General features: G+C 40.2%; 16 protein-coding genes and 1 pseudogene. 5 read left to right on the top strand and 12 right to left on the bottom strand.

All coding sequences use genetic code 11. The features are described 5' to 3' along the window. Window positions 1-178 precede the first annotated feature (178 nt). Both M3182_RS04220 and M3182_RS04215 read left to right on the top strand, forming a co-directional pair. Window positions 179-850, top strand: coding sequence for a GntR family transcriptional regulator (locus M3182_RS04220; protein WP_251556800.1), 672 nt, complete (start codon window positions 179-181; stop codon window positions 848-850). Beyond that, on the top strand, window positions 847-1,731 hold the full coding sequence (locus tag M3182_RS04215) for a hydroxymethylglutaryl-CoA lyase (RefSeq protein ID WP_251556798.1): 885 nt from the start codon (window positions 847-849) through the stop codon (window positions 1,729-1,731). The genes M3182_RS04220 and M3182_RS04215 overlap by 4 nt, the downstream gene beginning before the upstream one ends. A 124-nt stretch (window positions 1,732-1,855) precedes the next feature. Here the strand turns inward: M3182_RS04215 and M3182_RS04210 are convergent, their stop codons facing one another. The 3 genes from M3182_RS04210 to M3182_RS04200 form a co-directional block, all read right to left on the bottom strand. Further along, complete coding sequence (locus M3182_RS04210) at window positions 1,856-2,887, bottom strand: S66 family peptidase (RefSeq protein ID WP_251557104.1); 1,032 nt, start codon at window positions 2,885-2,887, stop codon at window positions 1,856-1,858. 210 nt (window positions 2,888-3,097) lie between these two features. Then, a complete protein-coding gene (locus tag M3182_RS04205) occupies window positions 3,098-3,784 on the bottom strand; it encodes a YjjG family noncanonical pyrimidine nucleotidase (RefSeq protein WP_251556796.1) in 687 nt (228 codons plus the stop codon). A 69-nt stretch (window positions 3,785-3,853) separates the two neighbouring features. Further along, window positions 3,854-4,135: a PhzF family phenazine biosynthesis protein gene (locus M3182_RS04200; protein WP_251556788.1), complete on the bottom strand. Its 282-nt coding sequence runs from the start codon at window positions 4,133-4,135 to the stop codon at window positions 3,854-3,856. A 62-nt stretch (window positions 4,136-4,197) separates the two neighbouring features. Here M3182_RS04200 and M3182_RS04195 point away from each other — a divergent pair, with 62 nt between their 5' ends. Both M3182_RS04195 and M3182_RS04190 read left to right on the top strand, forming a co-directional pair. After that, window positions 4,198-4,302, top strand: a complete 105-nt coding sequence (locus tag M3182_RS04195) for a YjcZ family sporulation protein (RefSeq protein ID WP_251434392.1) — start codon at window positions 4,198-4,200, stop codon at window positions 4,300-4,302. Window positions 4,303-4,734: 432 nt separating this feature from the next. Further along, window positions 4,735-5,067: a hypothetical protein gene (locus M3182_RS04190; protein ID WP_251556775.1), complete on the top strand. Its 333-nt coding sequence runs from the start codon at window positions 4,735-4,737 to the stop codon at window positions 5,065-5,067. Between the two features lie 341 nt (window positions 5,068-5,408). Here the strand turns inward: M3182_RS04190 and fbp are convergent, their stop codons facing one another. Next, entirely contained in the window at window positions 5,409-7,379 is a 1,971-nt protein-coding gene (fbp, locus tag M3182_RS04185) for a fructose-1,6-bisphosphatase (protein ID WP_251434384.1), read from the bottom strand. Between the two features lie 409 nt (window positions 7,380-7,788). Between fbp and M3182_RS04180 the strand changes: the two genes are divergently transcribed. Continuing rightward, window positions 7,789-8,574, top strand: coding sequence for an SDR family NAD(P)-dependent oxidoreductase (locus M3182_RS04180; RefSeq protein WP_251556772.1), 786 nt, complete (start codon window positions 7,789-7,791; stop codon window positions 8,572-8,574). Window positions 8,575-9,017: 443 nt separating this feature from the next. Here M3182_RS04180 and M3182_RS04175 read toward each other — a convergent pair whose 3' ends face one another. The 8 genes and pseudogenes from M3182_RS04175 to M3182_RS04140 all read right to left on the bottom strand — a co-directional run. Continuing rightward, window positions 9,018-10,214 (bottom strand): CbiX/SirB N-terminal domain-containing protein, encoded by a 1,197-nt coding sequence (locus M3182_RS04175; RefSeq protein ID WP_251556761.1) that lies wholly within the window; start codon window positions 10,212-10,214, stop codon window positions 9,018-9,020. A gap of 124 nt (window positions 10,215-10,338) precedes the next feature. Then, entirely contained in the window at window positions 10,339-11,319 is a 981-nt protein-coding gene (locus M3182_RS04170) for an ABC transporter substrate-binding protein (RefSeq protein ID WP_432806685.1), read from the bottom strand. 14 nt (window positions 11,320-11,333) lie between these two features. Then, window positions 11,334-12,098, bottom strand: a complete 765-nt coding sequence (locus M3182_RS04165) for an ABC transporter ATP-binding protein (RefSeq protein ID WP_251556758.1) — start codon at window positions 12,096-12,098, stop codon at window positions 11,334-11,336. A gap of 2 nt (window positions 12,099-12,100) precedes the next feature. After that, window positions 12,101-13,141 carry a FecCD family ABC transporter permease gene (locus tag M3182_RS04160; RefSeq protein ID WP_251556756.1) on the bottom strand — a complete coding sequence of 347 codons (1,041 nt, stop codon included), beginning with the start codon at window positions 13,139-13,141 and terminating at the stop codon, window positions 12,101-12,103. After that, window positions 13,134-13,973: a class I SAM-dependent methyltransferase gene (locus M3182_RS04155; RefSeq protein ID WP_251556754.1), complete on the bottom strand. Its 840-nt coding sequence runs from the start codon at window positions 13,971-13,973 to the stop codon at window positions 13,134-13,136. Before M3182_RS04155 ends, M3182_RS04160 begins: the two co-directional genes overlap by 8 nt. A 244-nt stretch (window positions 13,974-14,217) precedes the next feature. Further along, complete coding sequence (locus M3182_RS04150; RefSeq protein ID WP_251556752.1) at window positions 14,218-15,720, bottom strand: cobyric acid synthase; 1,503 nt, start codon at window positions 15,718-15,720, stop codon at window positions 14,218-14,220. Next, entirely contained in the window at window positions 15,720-16,259 is a 540-nt protein-coding gene (locus M3182_RS04145; protein WP_251556750.1) for a cob(I)yrinic acid a,c-diamide adenosyltransferase, read from the bottom strand. The genes M3182_RS04150 and M3182_RS04145 overlap by 1 nt, the downstream gene beginning before the upstream one ends. A gap of 11 nt (window positions 16,260-16,270) precedes the next feature. Further along, window positions 16,271-16,810 (bottom strand): annotated as a pseudogene (locus M3182_RS04140) (nitroreductase family protein); the annotation flags it as partial. Between the last annotated feature and the right edge of the window lie 6 nt (window positions 16,811-16,816).

Genomic DNA, 16,816 nt, shown 5'->3' with positions numbered 1-16,816 from the left:
GACTTATGTATACAAATTTATTGGTTTGTATACAATAAGTCAATACTGTTTTTTAAATTTTATGATAAATTGCTACTTTGGTAGTGAATTCACCATAATTCAACCATTTTTTCGTAGTTTTCAGAAAATTCATTGAAAACAATTTATTCTTTGTATACAATAAACTTGAGGTGTTGGTATGGATGCATACAAATTTATAAAGGATGCCATCATTCTTGGAAAATATGAGCCAGGGATGCGGTTGGGTGAAGAAACATTAGCGAAAGAACTAAACTTAAGCAGAACACCGATTAGAGAAGCCATCAAACAATTGGAAGCGGAAGGATTGGTTATTCCTTTAAAAAGAGGAGTCGGGGTCAGACATTTTACGAAAGAGGATATCAGAGAAATCTACGATTTAAGAAGTTTGCTTGAAAGCTATGCAGCTAGTCAGGCTGCCGTTAATCGAACCGAAGAAGATCTTATTGAACTAAAAACCGCAAATGAATTATATGAACAAGCGATCCATGACCATTTACAATCTGATATGACCAGCATCCGTAAAATTGTGAAAGTGAATCAAAGATTTCATGAAGCCATTGTTTCGGCTGCAAAAAACAAACATCTTCATTTTCATATTTCAAAAGTGGTTGTCATTCCAATTGTCTTTCGTTCGTTTTATTGGTACACCGATTTTCACCTACAACAATCTCTTGAAGTTCATAAAATTATTTTTAATGCGATTGAAAATAAAGAACCTGAGCGAGCTCGAATTGCGATGCACGAACATATCTTCCAAGGACGCGACAATGTGTTAAAACATTTAGATGATATTAAAATCAGTCACTTATTTAAGGAGGAAATAAAATGATTGAAATTTGTGAAGTAGGTCCACGTGACGGATTACAAAATGAGAAAAAAATTCTCAGCACTGAAACAAAAGCGGAATTAATTTCTAAATTGATTGACGCTGGAATCCGCAATATTGAAGCCGTGTCTTTTGTCAACCCTAAGGTGGTTCCGCAAATGGCTGATGCTGAAGAACTACTTAAGATTCTCCCAAAATCCGAGGACATTCGCTATGGCGGACTCGTCTTAAGCCGTTCGGGTCTTGAGCGTGCCCTAACGACCGATGTTGACTTTCTTCATGTTGTGACAACGACGAGTGATTCTTTTAATTTAAGAAACGCGAAGAGAACCGTTGATCAAGCTGTTGAAGAACTTTCGAAAGTGATTCAAGAGGGAGCAAAATCCAATAAAGGTGTAGCAGGAGTACTCGGAACTGCATTTGGATGCCCATTTGAGGGAGAAGTTCCATTAACAAAAGTGCTATCAGTGGCTGAGAAATTTTTAGAAGCAGGATGTTCAGAAATCACCTTAGCGGATACAACAGGAATGGCGAATCCCATTCAAGTTCAGACCGTTGTTGCTGCTTTCTATAAACAGTTTGGCAATGATTTATCATTAGGTCTGCATTTCCACAATACACGTGGTCTAGGTTTAGCAAACATTCTAGCAGGCTACCAGGCTGGCGTTCAACGTTTTGATTCTTCGATTGCCGGCCTTGGCGGTTGCCCATTTGCGCCAAAAGCAGTCGGAAATGCCTGTACGGAAGACATGGTAAATATGTTCCAAGGCATGGCAATTGAAACAGGCACAGACTTGAACAAGCTGATTGATACCGCCCAATGGCTAGAAAGCAACATGAACCGCCCTTTAGATGGGATGCTGATGAAAGCGGGAATTGCTTAAGCTCAAACAGAAAACACCGGAAGAGTTTCCGGTGTTTCTTTGTGGATGAATAGAAATACTCAAGAAATGCGTCCTACTGTGTAAGAAGAAAATACGATCAATTTATCGCTTTCTTTTCTAAAAATTAGTCCACTCCACTTTCTAGAATGGCGAAAGTCCTTTTTTCACAATTGATTTCTGCCATTGCACCATATGGCAAGATAAATTTCGGTTCGGTATGACCAAAATTCAAGTTATAAAGAATCGGCAAATCCTCCAAATCATATTCCTTCATGACGGTTTTAATTTCTTCTTTATACTCCTCATAATACTTCTCATCTTGTGGTTTCCCAAATATGATTCCCTTCGCTTTTTGTAGAATGCCTTGGGCAGCATAATTTCGCAGCCAATACCTAATTAAACTGGGATCCGGTTTTTCTTCCGATGTTTCAAAGAAAAGGATGCTATTCTCCCAGTATTTCTTTTCTGGCCAAAGTTCTGTTCCTTTGGCAAACTCTAAAACCTCGATACAGCCACCAATCAAACGTCCATGTGCTACACCAGATCCTTGAAGTACCTCGTAACCTGAATTTTTCACCATCGCCCTTCGACGGTCCTTATTCTCTTCTAACCATAATAAACGCTCACTCGTCCATTCATTCGCAGGTTGAATTTCACCAATCGCCTCAGTTGAAAAAAGTGTTCGATTCACCATTTCAATCGTATATGGATCCATCTCCACGTTTTCAGCAAAATCGGTTAAAATGGCTGGGCCATAAAAAGAAGAAATTCCTGCTTTATGGCAAAACAAATGGGGAATGGTCACATCCGAGTAACCCATAAAAATTTTCGGGTTATCACGAATCACGTCAAAATCAATATAGGGAAGCAAGCGAATACTATCTTCCCCACCAATGTTTGCAATGATCGCTTTTATCCTCTTATCCTTAAATGCCATCATCAAATCTTCCGCACGAGCTTGCGGATTTTTATAAAGATAGTCTCCCCCTTTCAAACTATTCGGCATAGGGATCACTTTCAGTCCAAAAGTTTCTTCTAGTCTCTTTACCCCTTGTTCATATCGCCATCTAAGTTCTGGCTCCCCTGCTCCTCCCCAAGAAGGACTCACGGTTGCAACACAATCTCCCGGTTGCAATTTTTTTGGCTTCATTAACACATTCAATCCCACCCTTGTTTCACTCGATTTTTTTCGTGTGGAAGTTAACTTCTTTATAATCATCAAATTACCTGCTGGTATTGAAGAATATGACTCGATTGGTGATTTAGGTCATAGAAAGAAATGGAATGGTTCGGTTTTGAAGTATAAAATACCAATGGCAGGTGACTTTAGCAATCGGACTAAGCTAGAAAGATAGAATATCCTTGTTTATTTTATAATCTCTAACAAGCTCTCTAAATTATTGATTTCGTAAGTAGGTTTTAAAGAGGTGCGATTTTCCTTATCGTTAGGATTGTACCAACACGTATCAATTCCATAGTTCACTCCCCCTTGAATATCAGAAGTCAACGAGTCCCCCACCATGAGTACGTTGGATTTATTTGTAATCTGTAACTGACGAAAAGCAAAATCAAAAATTTCAGTTTGTGGTTTTTGAAATCCAGTCGTTTCAGAGGTAATCAGGTGTTCAAATGTATCTTTTAACGGTGAATTGTTTATTCTAGATGTTTGTACCTCTGTGAAACCGTTAGTAATAACGGCTAGACGTTTATGCGAGAGCTCTCTCATCACTTTTTCAGTTCCTTGGATGAGGGGTGATTGTTCTCCAAGAAGTTTTAAATAATCTTGATTGAATACAACTGCGTCCATTTCAAGTTCATGTTCTAGAAATAATCTCCTAAATCGCTCAGAACCTAGTTTATCAATGCTCATTTTTCCCTTTTCTAAATCGCTCCACAATTTTCTACTAATCTCTCGGTAACTCTGTTTGTATAGATTTAAGTTATCGACGATATTATATTGATTAAAAACTTTAGTAAAGGCTTCTTGCTCTGATTTCGGAAAATCAAACAGCGTATCATCTAGATCAAAAAAGATAATATCGTAATTCTTCATTTCATTCCACTACTTTCCAATTTTGTTAAGGATGCTTAAATGTTTATTGTACACTTCTGGCAGATAACTTCAATAAGAAAGAGCGAACTTCATTATTAAAACATCGCCTCCTGTTAATGGGTCTTCGTTTATTTTTAACTCAGGGAAAAACACCCTGGAAACAAAATCAAATTCACTGTCTTTGGCTGTAACACAAATACCCAATCCTTCTGATAGATCTCTATTTAAATATGTTTCTTTTAGCACCATCCTTAAAACATGAATCATTTCATTCGTACCTGCACTTTGAACTAATTCTCTTATAGGGTGCACTATTAATATAAAAAAATAGGTGAATGTTTTAATTAACATGTCCAATCGAACACATTTAACCATCATATTATACATTAGCTTCTAATAAGGAGGTGTTAGATATGAGTGGTGGAGGATACGGAAGTGGTGCTGGTTTCGCACTAATCGTCGTTCTATTTATCCTTTTAATCATCGTCGGTTCTGCATACGTCGGTGGTGGTTATTAATTTGAGATAAGTTAATATTATGAAGCAGACTACTCTAAATGGTCTGCTTTTTATATTTTTTTCTTCCCAGTTTGTACAATAAAGTCAACAAAAAAGCGTGACTCTTATCGAACAGTGACTGGCACTCTTCACCAAATGTTCCTTCTAGAGGGGAATTGTATATCCTTGAATAAGTGGTAAATTCTTTTTCTTACATATTCCTTCATCCAATTTTCATTTCCCCGCTGGTATGAACAGACTTAGTTAAAAATGATCTATTGGCGCAAGAAACAGCTGCTCTAATTAATCGTACCCGGATTTCTCCTATGCTTCTCTACAAACAAATGCACCGATCTCCTGAGGAAACTTTTTCCTATTACACTCAATCTTTTTTGTGTTATAATCATTTCCATTGTATATATTGTAATAATCCCTAAAAGGTTGGTGAAACCTATGAATCGTTTTTTACTCATGATGATCTTATTGGCCCTGCCTACTGTTACACATTTATTTGGCGTACAGTCTGATATGGGTAGTGGGATTCCCAACCATGACAACTATGTTTTAGATACTTTAAGCTTTGAATCTTCCTATTTTGAAAATAGTCAAGATATTGATGATCATTCCGGTTACTTTTTTACGGTTCCATACCTAGTAATCGTGATTCTCAGCCTGATTAAAGTCAGTTTCATTCATGTCCATGCGGATAAAAAACGCCATTTTCTTCAAGCCGTATTTTATCAGTCTAATAATGTAGTAGTAGCTCCTTTGAAATATGCACATTAAAAAATCAAAGGAGGCTATTAATATGATGTGGATGCGATTCGTTATAATCGGGATGTTTTCTCTAACTGCACTTTCTCTTTTTTCTTATCAAGGAATCGAGATTTTCAATGCATTTGTCGACCTTTATAAACAAAAATAACCAGCAACGCAACGGTTCTGAACCGATGCCTAGCACCCCGAAAAAGATTGTAAAAAGCCGCCAACTAATTAGTTAGCGGCTTTTTACCTATAGCAACATCAGACACGATTTTATAGACAAGCTAGGACAAAGTCCCCTTTGTCTCCTTTTTGGACGTCCTTATACACATAATGTTAAAACACCCACTTAGTCCTTTTCGTATCTATTGGATTGAAACACTTTCCTTAGGCCCTTTCTCCCGCTTCATATACCGATATTCCAACAAGCTTTTCAAAATACTTATTTCCTGTAATAATTCGGCGCCAACATTCGTTTCGAGAACCTTTTTTCTTTCAAGCTCTTTATCTACCACTCTTTTAACTGACAAAACATCTGTACCATTTCGTAGGACATCTTCTTTTGAATTGAATTGCTGATGGGCGACAAGTTGCATGCCGAAGGAATTATATAATAATGTATAACCTGAAATACCGGTTGTTGATTGATAAGCCTTTGAAAAGCCCCCGTCAATTACAATCATCATTCCATTTGCTTTAATCGGATTCTCTCCATTAATTTCTTTAACGGGTGTATGCCCATTGATAATATGACCATGATCGGGGTCAAGATCAAATTCTGTTAGGATGTTGCGGCAGGTTTCCACATTTTCACGTAAATAGTAATATGGATTTTTCATTTCTTTATGTGTGGTCTTATCCTTAATGAAATACCGTTCAAAGGTTGTCATTTCTCTTTTTCCAAAAAGAGATGAATATTGTCCTGTCCATAAATACCACACCATATCTGTCGCAAGGTCATCTGTTTCTTCAGGATGTTCAAAAGCATAACGCAAATAATGTTCGAAAATGTCCAGTAATTCACGACCTGCATAGGTTTTGTTTTCAATCACCATTTTTTCCATATTTCCATCTTCATCTAATGGAATACAGCCGTGTATTAATAAGTTTCCGTTATATTTCAGATAAAGACTGCCTTTTTTCATCAGAAAGTTCATATGTCTTGCGAGTTTTTCTGAGTGTTGAACAGAAAATAACAGCTTGTCGATCACTTGTGCTTCTTCCTCCAAAAGCTGGTCAGGCTGCGAGGGATTAACGGTGTCAAAACAAGTATTTTCAAGTGAATACTTAGTTCCGCGAAGATTGATTTCTTTTTTATCGAAATCTACTTTCTCAAGTAAAAGTCTTTCAGACATCTCAAAATTCGGTCGTCTCTTGATGATAGGGCTTTCAAGTTTAAACTGAATCATCGCAATCGCTTGATGAATTTTCGTAATCTGTAATTTTTCTTCGTCTGATATCGTTTCACCTGGTTGGATTTTTGGGCGAAAGGCCGGATTATCTTGATAGTACTTTTCCGCTAGATTAAGCAGTGGTCTAAGATTGATTCCATACACATCTTCAATAATATCCAAATTATTATAACGAGCACAGATCCGAATAATATTGGCCAGACACACCTTTGAACCAGCAAAGGCACCAATCCATAGGACATCATGATTTCCCCACTGAATATCAACAGAATGATAATGAATGAGGGCTTCCATAATTTTATCAGGCTCAGGTCCACGGTCGTAAATATCCCCGACAACATGAAGATGATCCACGACCAATCTCTGTGTCGTATACGCTAGGCCCGTAATTAGCTTATCCGCTTGACCAAGGGAAATAATTTGTTGAACAATTTTTGTATAATAAGCATCTTTAAAATTGGTGAATTCATCTGCTTTGTATAGAAGTTCTTCGATAATATAAACAAACTGACTAGGCAATGCCTTGCGTAATTTCGACCGAGTATATTTCGAAGAGGCATAAGAAACCAGTTTAATCATCCGCTCAATGATCACGGTATACCATTGATGCAGCTCTTCTTCATTATCAAAACCATTCTTAATTAACTTGATTTTTTCTTCAGGATAGTACACCAAGGTTGCAAATTCTTTAATCTCTTTTTCTGTTAATACCTTTTTAAAAAGGTCTTCGATTTTCTCCTTAACCTTCCCCGAGCCATTTCTTAACACATGCTGAAACGCTTGATACTCCCCATGTAAATCACTCACAAAATGCTCTGTACCCTTTGGTAGATTAAGGATGGCTTCTAGATTAATAATTTCCGTTACGACTTTTTCTTCATTATCATATTTTTGTGCTAGTAAATCTAGGTATTTTGTATTCAAAAGTAAGCCTCCCTTTCCTCATTCGTCTTTATGTTACGCTAAAAAGATGCGTTACAATTGTTCCATTATTAGCGATATTTTAAATAGAACTATAAGACTACAACTATTCTGCAATTGTATTCATTACCAATCTTAAAGAATTTTCTTAATTATATATGATATTACCATACTTTCCCTTATGTAAGAAGATGATGTTGTTTCTAGGTTTCTTGCTGAATTTATTAAGGATGTTGTTGATTGAGATTTCGTTAAATTCCCCCCCAAAATGTGAAAAGTGCTCCAAATCAAATGAGAGATGGGGCCTTCGAATCAGGTTTTTGCGAAAATCGAAAAAGAATGTCATACCAAAAACCTACATATATATATTTATTAGCTTCATTTTCCATCACAGAAAATATGGGGGAATACAATGAAAGTATTCGGTAAAGTCATCGTCGTGACTGGTGCTGGGGGCGGGATTGGAAGAGAACTCGTTAGCCAACTTTTAGAGAAAGGAGCGAAAGTCGCAGCCATCATCCATAAATCCGGGCTAGAGGAAATCAAATCATTCGCAACTGTGTATGGAGACAACATTTCAACACACTTCGCAAATTTGGCTAACAGAGAGGATGTGGAGAAGCTTCCAGAAGAAATCAACTCCGTTCACGGATGCATTGATGGAGTGATCAACAATGCAGGCATTATTCAACCTTTTCACAATGTGAATGATCTAGATTATGAACAAATTCAAAGAGTGATGGATGTTAATTTTTACGGTACGCTTTATATGTGTAAATCCTTCTTGCCCCACCTTATAGAGCGACCAGAAGCTCATATTACCAATGTATCCAGCATGGGTGGCTTTCTTCCTGTACCGCTTCAATCGATTTACTGCGCTTCAAAAGCCGCCGTTAAAATGTTCACGGAAGGCCTTCACTTAGAGCTTAGAAATACCAATGTCGGCGTGACCATCGTCTTTCCTGGTGGCGTCGATACGAACCTCGTCCGGAACGCTGGAATTGAAATCGGAAAAGTCGACAATCATTCTTATAAGTTGCTCAGCCCAACCGAAGCAGCTGTCATTATTATAAGCGGGATGGAAAATAACAAATACCGAGTATTAGCCAGAAACGATGCAAAATTAATGGACTTTTTGTATCGCTTGAATCCAAAAAAAGCCACTTCCATCATTGCGAAAAAGATCACAACCCCCTAGTTGGACGATGTCCCCCTGTCCCTACCTAGTTTTTCGTTATACTATAATTAATTAAAGCATAAAGTAAAAAAGGACCGAACATGCGCGAACATGTCCAGTCTAGCAATAAACGGTTCCCAAAAAGGGGTCGGCTATATGGGTAGAATAATCCACCTGAGTCTCTAACTCAAGGGTGGATTATTTTTTATGGTTAAATGATTGGATGGCAACGATTAACCTTGCAAAAGCAATCGCCATCATTAGTGATTCAAAAACTGTCATACACCACCCCCTTTCTTAATGGGGATGTGCCGACCACCCTTGAGAATACCTATTCTATTGCTTCGTTAGTTTTGCATATTTTAAAACAATTGGATGTTTCTAGTTTGCTAACAGAAAATTAAAGGTGTTTAAAAATTATGGTTCGGTTTTACCTATAGGGACAGTAAATGTCCCCTTGTCACTCAATGATGATGATGATGCTCATACCCATGTTCTTTGGCATATTGACGGAAGTTTTCTAAATCCTGCATCCCTGTGGATGTACCGTCGATGGCCTGGTTCATCCGTTCTAATAAGACCGTGCTTAATTTTGGATGATACCCAAAGTACGATGCAATCTCAATGGAGACATGCGGATACGTCTCTTTAAAGTGTTCGGCCATTTGATTCATTCTTTTCATTAAAATTCCTGTAAATAAGAAATACGGGAGCATGATGATTTTTTTCGCCCCCAGTTTCATACAACGTTCCATCCCATCTTGGACAGTTGGCGTCGTGACCCCCATAAAGGCACTTTCAACGATCGGTACGTTTAATTTTTCCCATAATAACCGAGTTATTTTATAAAAATCACCATTCGCATATGGATCGCTGCCACCTCGGCCAATTAATAAGATGGCTGTATCCTCATGGTTCTGATTCACATCAAAACCCACTTCCGTCAGTCTTGTTTTTAAAATTTCAAATACTTCCTCATGAACACCGATTGTTTGCCCATAGGTAAATCGAACATCAGGGAAATGCTCTTTCGCATGTTCTATTTCTGCTGGAATGTGCAATTTCGAGTGTCCAGCATGTAATAAAATGATCGGAATCACATGGATTTCATCCGCCCCTTTTTCAACACACAGTTGAATTCCCTCTTCAATATTCGGTGAGGCAAATTCTAGAAAACAAGTTTCGACTAAAAGGGCTGGATCAATGGAATCTTTTGTTTCCTCGATAAATTGGCGAACCTCTCTATTCCCTGCTTCTAGCCTACTGCCATGTCCAACAAATAAAACAGCTTTTTTCATCAATCCGTTTCCCTTCTTATATTTATCGATACCTTTAATCCGGGTTTCGCTCCGTTTTCGTACACCGTGCTCCATTGAATAGATGATCGCTTCTTCTCCCACTGCTTCATGAACAATGCTACGCGCTGTCTCTTCTTGTTGAACCGAATACCATGTCCCTTTTGGATATTCAATAACGACGCATTTATCTTTACATCGGCCATTACAGCGTGTCCGCGATGTATGAATCTGCTCATCCAACCGATTTTTACGGATTTCATCACGAATCTGCTTTGTGACCTCTTCCGCTCCTGCTCCCATACAAGTTGCCCCATTGCAAATGAGTAAATGACGCTGCATTTGCTCTAGATTCCAAGTTGTCATAATGTGACCTCCCCCTTCTAATGAATCCGCCACTCCGATACGAATCTGTTTTGATGTTTTTCCAATGATTTTGTAACCTGTCTCATTGTTGCTTTCCCCACATTGCTTTATAGCTGTTCAGCCCCTAAAAGGCATCAAGATAGAAGCCTTTTGCTAAAATTTCGAGTGCTTCTGCTACCCGAACCCCTTCAGATGCTGACGATAATGGCAAAATGACAAAATGCTCATTTTGTACAGCCGGTGTTTGGCTTAAGGCGGGATCTGTTTTCAAGAATTCTATTTTTTGTTCTGCTGTTGTTGAACCATAATCAATCACAACAATCACTTCCGGCTGACGCTCGACTGCATCCTCTTTTGATACGGTCGCCCATTTTCCTTCCACATCAGCGAAAACATTTTCGCCACCAACCATCGTGATCAGAGTATTCATAAAGTTTTGAGTGGCAGTGAACACATCCGTTTCGCCGCTATCATATACGAAAACATCCAATGGCTCTGTCACTTCCGGTAGCTGAGAGATAATCCCATCAATCTCTTGGTTCATTTGGTCAATTAACGCCTCACCACGATCTTCTACTCGGAAGATTTTTGCGATATTGCGAATATCTGAATAAATATCTTCTATCGTTGGCGCTATTTTAATCGATGACGATTGTAAGTAACTATTAATCTCTAACTCTTTTAATTCTTCACGTGATGCAATATTTTTCTCGTTGAAGGCACTTTCCCAGCCGCCATATAAGAAATCTGCTTCCACTGAGATCACTTGCTCTTTTGTAGGATATTGTTCAGCCAATACGGGTACCTTGTCGTATGCTTCTTGTAACGGCTCATAAATGTCATGATCCAAGTATGCGGTCCCAACCATCCGATTCTCTAAACCAAGTGCTAACATGATTTCGGTCACATGCTGATTTAAAGAAATCGCCCGTTTTGGCGCTTCTTCGTATTCAAGAACTACCCCTTCATTCTCTATTACAACTGTCTCAGTTTCAGCTGTTTGCTCAGCTTGCACATCTGTTTTTGCTTCCTCACCTTTGCATGCTGATAATAAAAGCAATGCCGTTATAAATACGAATGTTCCAATGATTTGCTTTTTCAATATTTCCCCAATCCTTTTTAACGTTCTGTATGATAAAACAAGTGAAGTTTTTTTGTAAATGGGTTTCTTGAAATCCCAGCCTGCATATGAAAAACTTCCTTCAATGTCTCCTCTGTCAGCACTTGTTCCGGTGTTCCTTCCAGATAGAGCTCCCCATCCTTCATCACCAATAATTCATCACAATAGCCCGCTGCTAAATTTAAATCATGCAGGGCGGCCACAATTGTAATCGGAAGACGCTTTACCAAATCCATCAATTGATACTGATGTTCGATATCCAGATGATTGGTTGGTTCATCTAAAATGAGAATGTTCGCCTGCTGTGCGAGGGCGCGCGCAAGCATCACACGCTTCTTTTCCCCACCGGATAAGAGACTGAAAGGACGGTTTTTCAAATGCTGTACGTTTGCGAGCCGCATGCTATCTTCGACAATGGCAAAGTCATCCTCGTTATCGTTGGCAAGCCATTTTTTATAAGGCGTTCGCCCCATCATCACCATCTCTCCTACGGTAAAATCAAAGAGGACGGGTGTTTCTTGAGTGACAACGGCTAGTTCCTGTGCCAATTTTTTTTGTGCGAAATGACCCAGATCTTTCTCATCTAACGTCACCAAGCCGCTCGTTTGTTTAAGATGACGATAAATGATTTTTAACATCGTCGATTTTCCGCTTCCATTCGGGCCAATGATGCCAACAAATTTTCCTTGGTCGATGGAAAACGTAAGATTATGTAAAATGTGCTTGTCGAGTATGGATAATGATACATTTTTAACTTGCAACATCCTTATTCACCATCCCCAAAAGAATATCTCCGGCGTCTAAGCATCCAAATAAAGAAAGGGCTCCCGCAAATTGCCGTAATAATTCCGATTGGCATTTCTTCAGGTGAAATCACCGTCCGTGCGACCAAATCCGCCCATACCAAGAAAATGGCACCGATTAAAGCACTAACCGGTAAGACCAACTTGTAATTAGAGCCAACCATCATGCGCACAATATGCGGGACAATTAAACCGACAAAGCCGATGCTTCCACTAACCGCAACCACCACACCTGTGAGTAACGAGACAAACAAGATAATAAAAATCCGAAACCCGTCTAAGCTAATGCCAAGAGTTGCAGCTGTTTCTTCACCAAGCAGGAGAGCATTCAGTTGCCGGTAATGGCTGAAGAGAAGGATAAAGACGAGGAGCAACGTAAAAAAAGGGATCCCAAGATTTGACCACTTCGCTCCTGCTAGACTACCGAGCATCCAATGCATAACCGCTTGAATCCCACCTTGTTGCTTAGACATCATCAGTATAAAATTAGTTATGGCGGAGAGGACCATCGATACGGCAATCCCTGCTAACAGGAGCCGGATCACCGATGTCCGTCCATTGACACGTGCTAAAAAAAACACAATCAATACCGAGAGAATGGCCCCTAAGAAAGCAGCAAAGGATAGGGCATAGACTCCAAGAGCACCAAATGCACCGAATAAAATGACCGATGTTGCCCCAACGGATGCACCTGACGAGACCCCTAAAATGTATGGATCTGCAATCGAGTTCTTTACTAATGCCTGAATCGCTGCTCCGCTTATCGACAGTGCTGCTCCTACAATCGCCGCTAGTACAATACGCGGGAAACGGATTTCCCAAATAATCACGCTCTGTGGTTTTGAAGCCGCTGCCTCTGACAGTATCCCGAGTTTCTGAAGCAGCACTTCCCAAATCAAACTCGGTGTTAGATCAACTGAACCGACCATGACCGCAAACGTCATCGTAGCAAGCAAGCCCCCAATTAAAGCCCAGATTAAAAATAGAAAACGAACCTTACTCATGTCCCTTCACAGGCTCCCAACTAATGATCGCAGCATAGAATGGATAACGGTAAACATACTGGCCATCCTCGAATCCAATCAAACGTTCGAGTGATGCTTCCACATGCGCCCGGTCAAACTGGGGAGAGCGGATTTTTTTGCTTTGTGCTTCATATAAGTGCGCCAATGTGTCGTAACGATGCTCACGCTCCAGCTTGATCATTTCACAATTTGCATAAATCCCTAACTGATACAGCATATTAACGATCCCAATATAATCGCGGCGCGGATATTGAATGTCATAGCCAAACTGCTCATCTAAAACAACGTAATGTGGTTGAATCGGACCTGTTGTTAAGCCAATGATGGCACGCTTTTTCGCGAGTGCGTTCATTTTTTTCAACGACGCCTTCATTTCATACATACGGTAAAAGCAGTTCACCCCGATTACGACATCATGTGGTTCAATGTCTGCTTCTTCCCACTTCCGATGAACAAACTGAACAGATGCATCGTTTTCAAAATAAGGTTTTAAATAGGAAAGCACGCTTTCCGAACCATCAATCAACGTTAAACGTTTGACATCCTCCCGAAGTGGAAATGTATAGTTCCCCCAACCTGGTCCAATTTCAATACAACTTGCATCCTGTGGGATATGCGGTTTGATTTTTTCGTAGATTTTTTTCGCATAATCATCTGTTTGTTTGTTTTTCTTTTTCTTCATCGACTGTGCCCAAAAGGCCTCTTCTAGCTCATCATTGACCATTCGTTCGGGCATCTTCCCAAGCCAATCGAACATAGCTTCTTTCCATAACCTTTCAAAATCAATTTCCAATGGGGATCCTTTTATCATTGAATCTTCTCCTCAATCTCCACTCCATATATGGACAACCGGTTTCTGTATTTATCCTGTTTGTTTCCCCTTCCTCGATCCTGTTAGGTCCACCATTTTAGTTGGAGTATTTCTATTCCTTGGCGCAGCTTGAATAAAAAGCTGTGGGAAACGTGGCTGCTGAACCTTTTTACTTCAAGCACTTTGCTGTCCGCGGACATTCCTACGCCCTTTTCGCATTGCTTCTGCGAGGTCTCCCGCTCTTTCACTCCCTGTCATCCGATTCCTTTCCTGATGAATGGATGAGGTTGTATATTTTTTCCATATCTAGATGTTTCCGTACATGATGATCCAGCATTTCATAGGCCTCTTCACGTCGGTCATAATCTGAAAGAATTTCATTTGAGACTTCTTCCAAACCCTTTTCCACCCGAATGGTATTGAAATAATCACGGGTGAACGTGCGGTTCTGGAAAATACCATGTACATATGTACCGATCACTTGCTCGGTATAAACCCCATCTTCTCTGCCGTCGTCTAATTGGACGAAACTCTGAACGGGTTGAATCGGTGTACTGCGACCTAGATGAATTTCATAACCTGTGATGGCATGACCTGTATAGGTGACCCCCGTTACTTGTACCGTTTGTTTTTCTTCGCTGAATGTGGTTTCAATCGGTAATATTCCAAGCGTTCGATATGTACCTCCACTGCCTTCAATCGCCTGCTCATCCAAAATGGTTTGACCAAGCATTTGATAGCCCCCACAAATCCCAACGATACGCGTTCCTCGTCTTGACATCCGCAAGATTCCTTGTGCTAAACCCGTTTCTTCTAACCAGAGAAAGTCATCAACTGAATTTTTGGATCCAGGTAAAAGAATGACATCAGGATTTTTTAAATCTTTTAAAGAGGATACAAACCGGACACCGACACCTGGCTCTTCATATAATGGGTCGAGGTCGGTGAAATTCGAGATACGAGGCAAACGAATGACCGCCACATCAATGTCAAATTCTTGTTGCTGTGGCTTTTTTAAGCGTAGACTTGATAAAGCCATTGAATCCTCAGCTTCAATTTGGACATCCAGATAGGGGATGACACCAAGTACTGGAATGCCTGTTTCCTCCTCCAGCCATGCAATCCCGTTTGTGAGCAATTCCTTTATCCCTCGGAATTTATTAATGATGATTCCTTTCACACGCGCACGCTCTTGATCATCCAGTAACATCAATGTTCCAATGAGTGAAGCAAATACTCCACCACGTTCAATATCCGCTACTAAAATCACCGATGCATCGGTTTCATGGGCCATGCGCATATTGGCAATATCCCGACTTTTCAAATTGATTTCCGCTGGGCTTCCTGCCCCTTCTAGCACTAACACCTCATACTGTTTTTCTAAGCGTTTTAGTGATTGACGGATCTCGGGCATGACTTGCTCAACAAACTGTTCGCGATACGACATTGCATCCATATTGGCAAAATGTTTACCATGTAAAATCACCTCTGACACCATATCCCCTTTTGGTTTAAGGAGGATGGGATTCATATCCGTTGTAGCTTCAATTTTTGCCGCTTCTGCTTGGACACCCTGCGCGCGGCCAATTTCTCCCCCCTCCTTCGTGATATAGGAATTCAGTGCCATATTTTGTGATTTAAATGGGGCCACTCGATAGCCATCATTCACCAAAATGCGGCAGAGTGCCGTGCATAAAACACTTTTGCCAACATCCGATGCTGTTCCTTGAATCATAATCGCCTTCATTAAAACTCAAGCCCCTTCATCGCCTGAACATCTTGTTCTGCATAATAGTGTTTGGTTGCCTCGATTGTTGAGACTAAATCCGCTAATGCGAGGATAGAAGGATGGGCAGAGCGCCCTGTAATCACCAAGTGCATCGTTTTGGGGCGGTTTTGTATCGCCTCGACCACTTCTGATAAAGCTAATACATCCTCAATGGGAAACCGGGTGATCGCTAACGCATTATTCAGCTCATCCAACACCAATAAATCAGTTGTTTCATCCTGCAACTCTTTTTTTACCAGCTGCCAAGCCTTTGCTAGCGCTTCGCGATGCACTTCTGGTGTTTTCGTCCATGTAAATCCGACCCCTAACTGCACGGTTTCAACCCCAAGTTTCCTAAGCGCGATTTGTTCCCCATAAGTACGTTCAGGGGATTTAATAAATTGAAAATATTTCACCTTCATGCCACGTCCTATTGCACGTAAGGTGACACCAAGCGAAGCGGTTGTTTTTCCTTTGCCCTCGCCAGTATAGACTAACACCATCCCCTGTCGTGTCATTCCACCCCTCCTTATAGCCATGTTGTTTTTTCTGCAAATGGTGTTCGCTTTTTAACGGAACTCATTTCTTCCGCTGGATACCCAATGCACAATGTTCCGACTAATTGCTCTTGGTCAGATGCACCAATAAAATCATGTAGTGCTGTATCATGAACGAGGCCAACACCACGTGTTCGCCATACCATGCCGAGCCCTAACTGTTCGGCCATTAACCACATCGACATAATCGCACTGCTGACTGCAAAGGCATTATCCTTTGTCGCCCCTTCGTCGCCATCCACAATCGCGGATGTCACTACAATAACAAGCGGTGTTTTGGTGATTGCGTTCATTGAACTCTCCACTAAATGTGGTTTCGTTGGGAAGCGTTTTTGTAAATAATCCAATGCGACTTGCTCATAACGTTTTAAGCTGTCGCCCTTTAAGACATAGAAATGCCAGGGCTCACGCATGCGGTCATTTGGTGCATACGTGGCGGCTTCTAATAATGTCTCAATTTTGTTCTGTTCGACCTCACGTGGTTCAAATTGTCGAATCGCACGGCGGTTTTTTTATGC

The organism is Mesobacillus maritimus (genome assembly GCF_023715205.1).
In the GTDB taxonomy this organism is placed as follows: domain Bacteria; phylum Bacillota; class Bacilli; order Bacillales; family Cytobacillaceae; genus Mesobacillus_B; species Mesobacillus_B maritimus_C.
The sequence above is the reverse complement of the archived record's forward strand: the minus strand, read 5'-3'. Positions and strand labels throughout refer to the sequence as shown.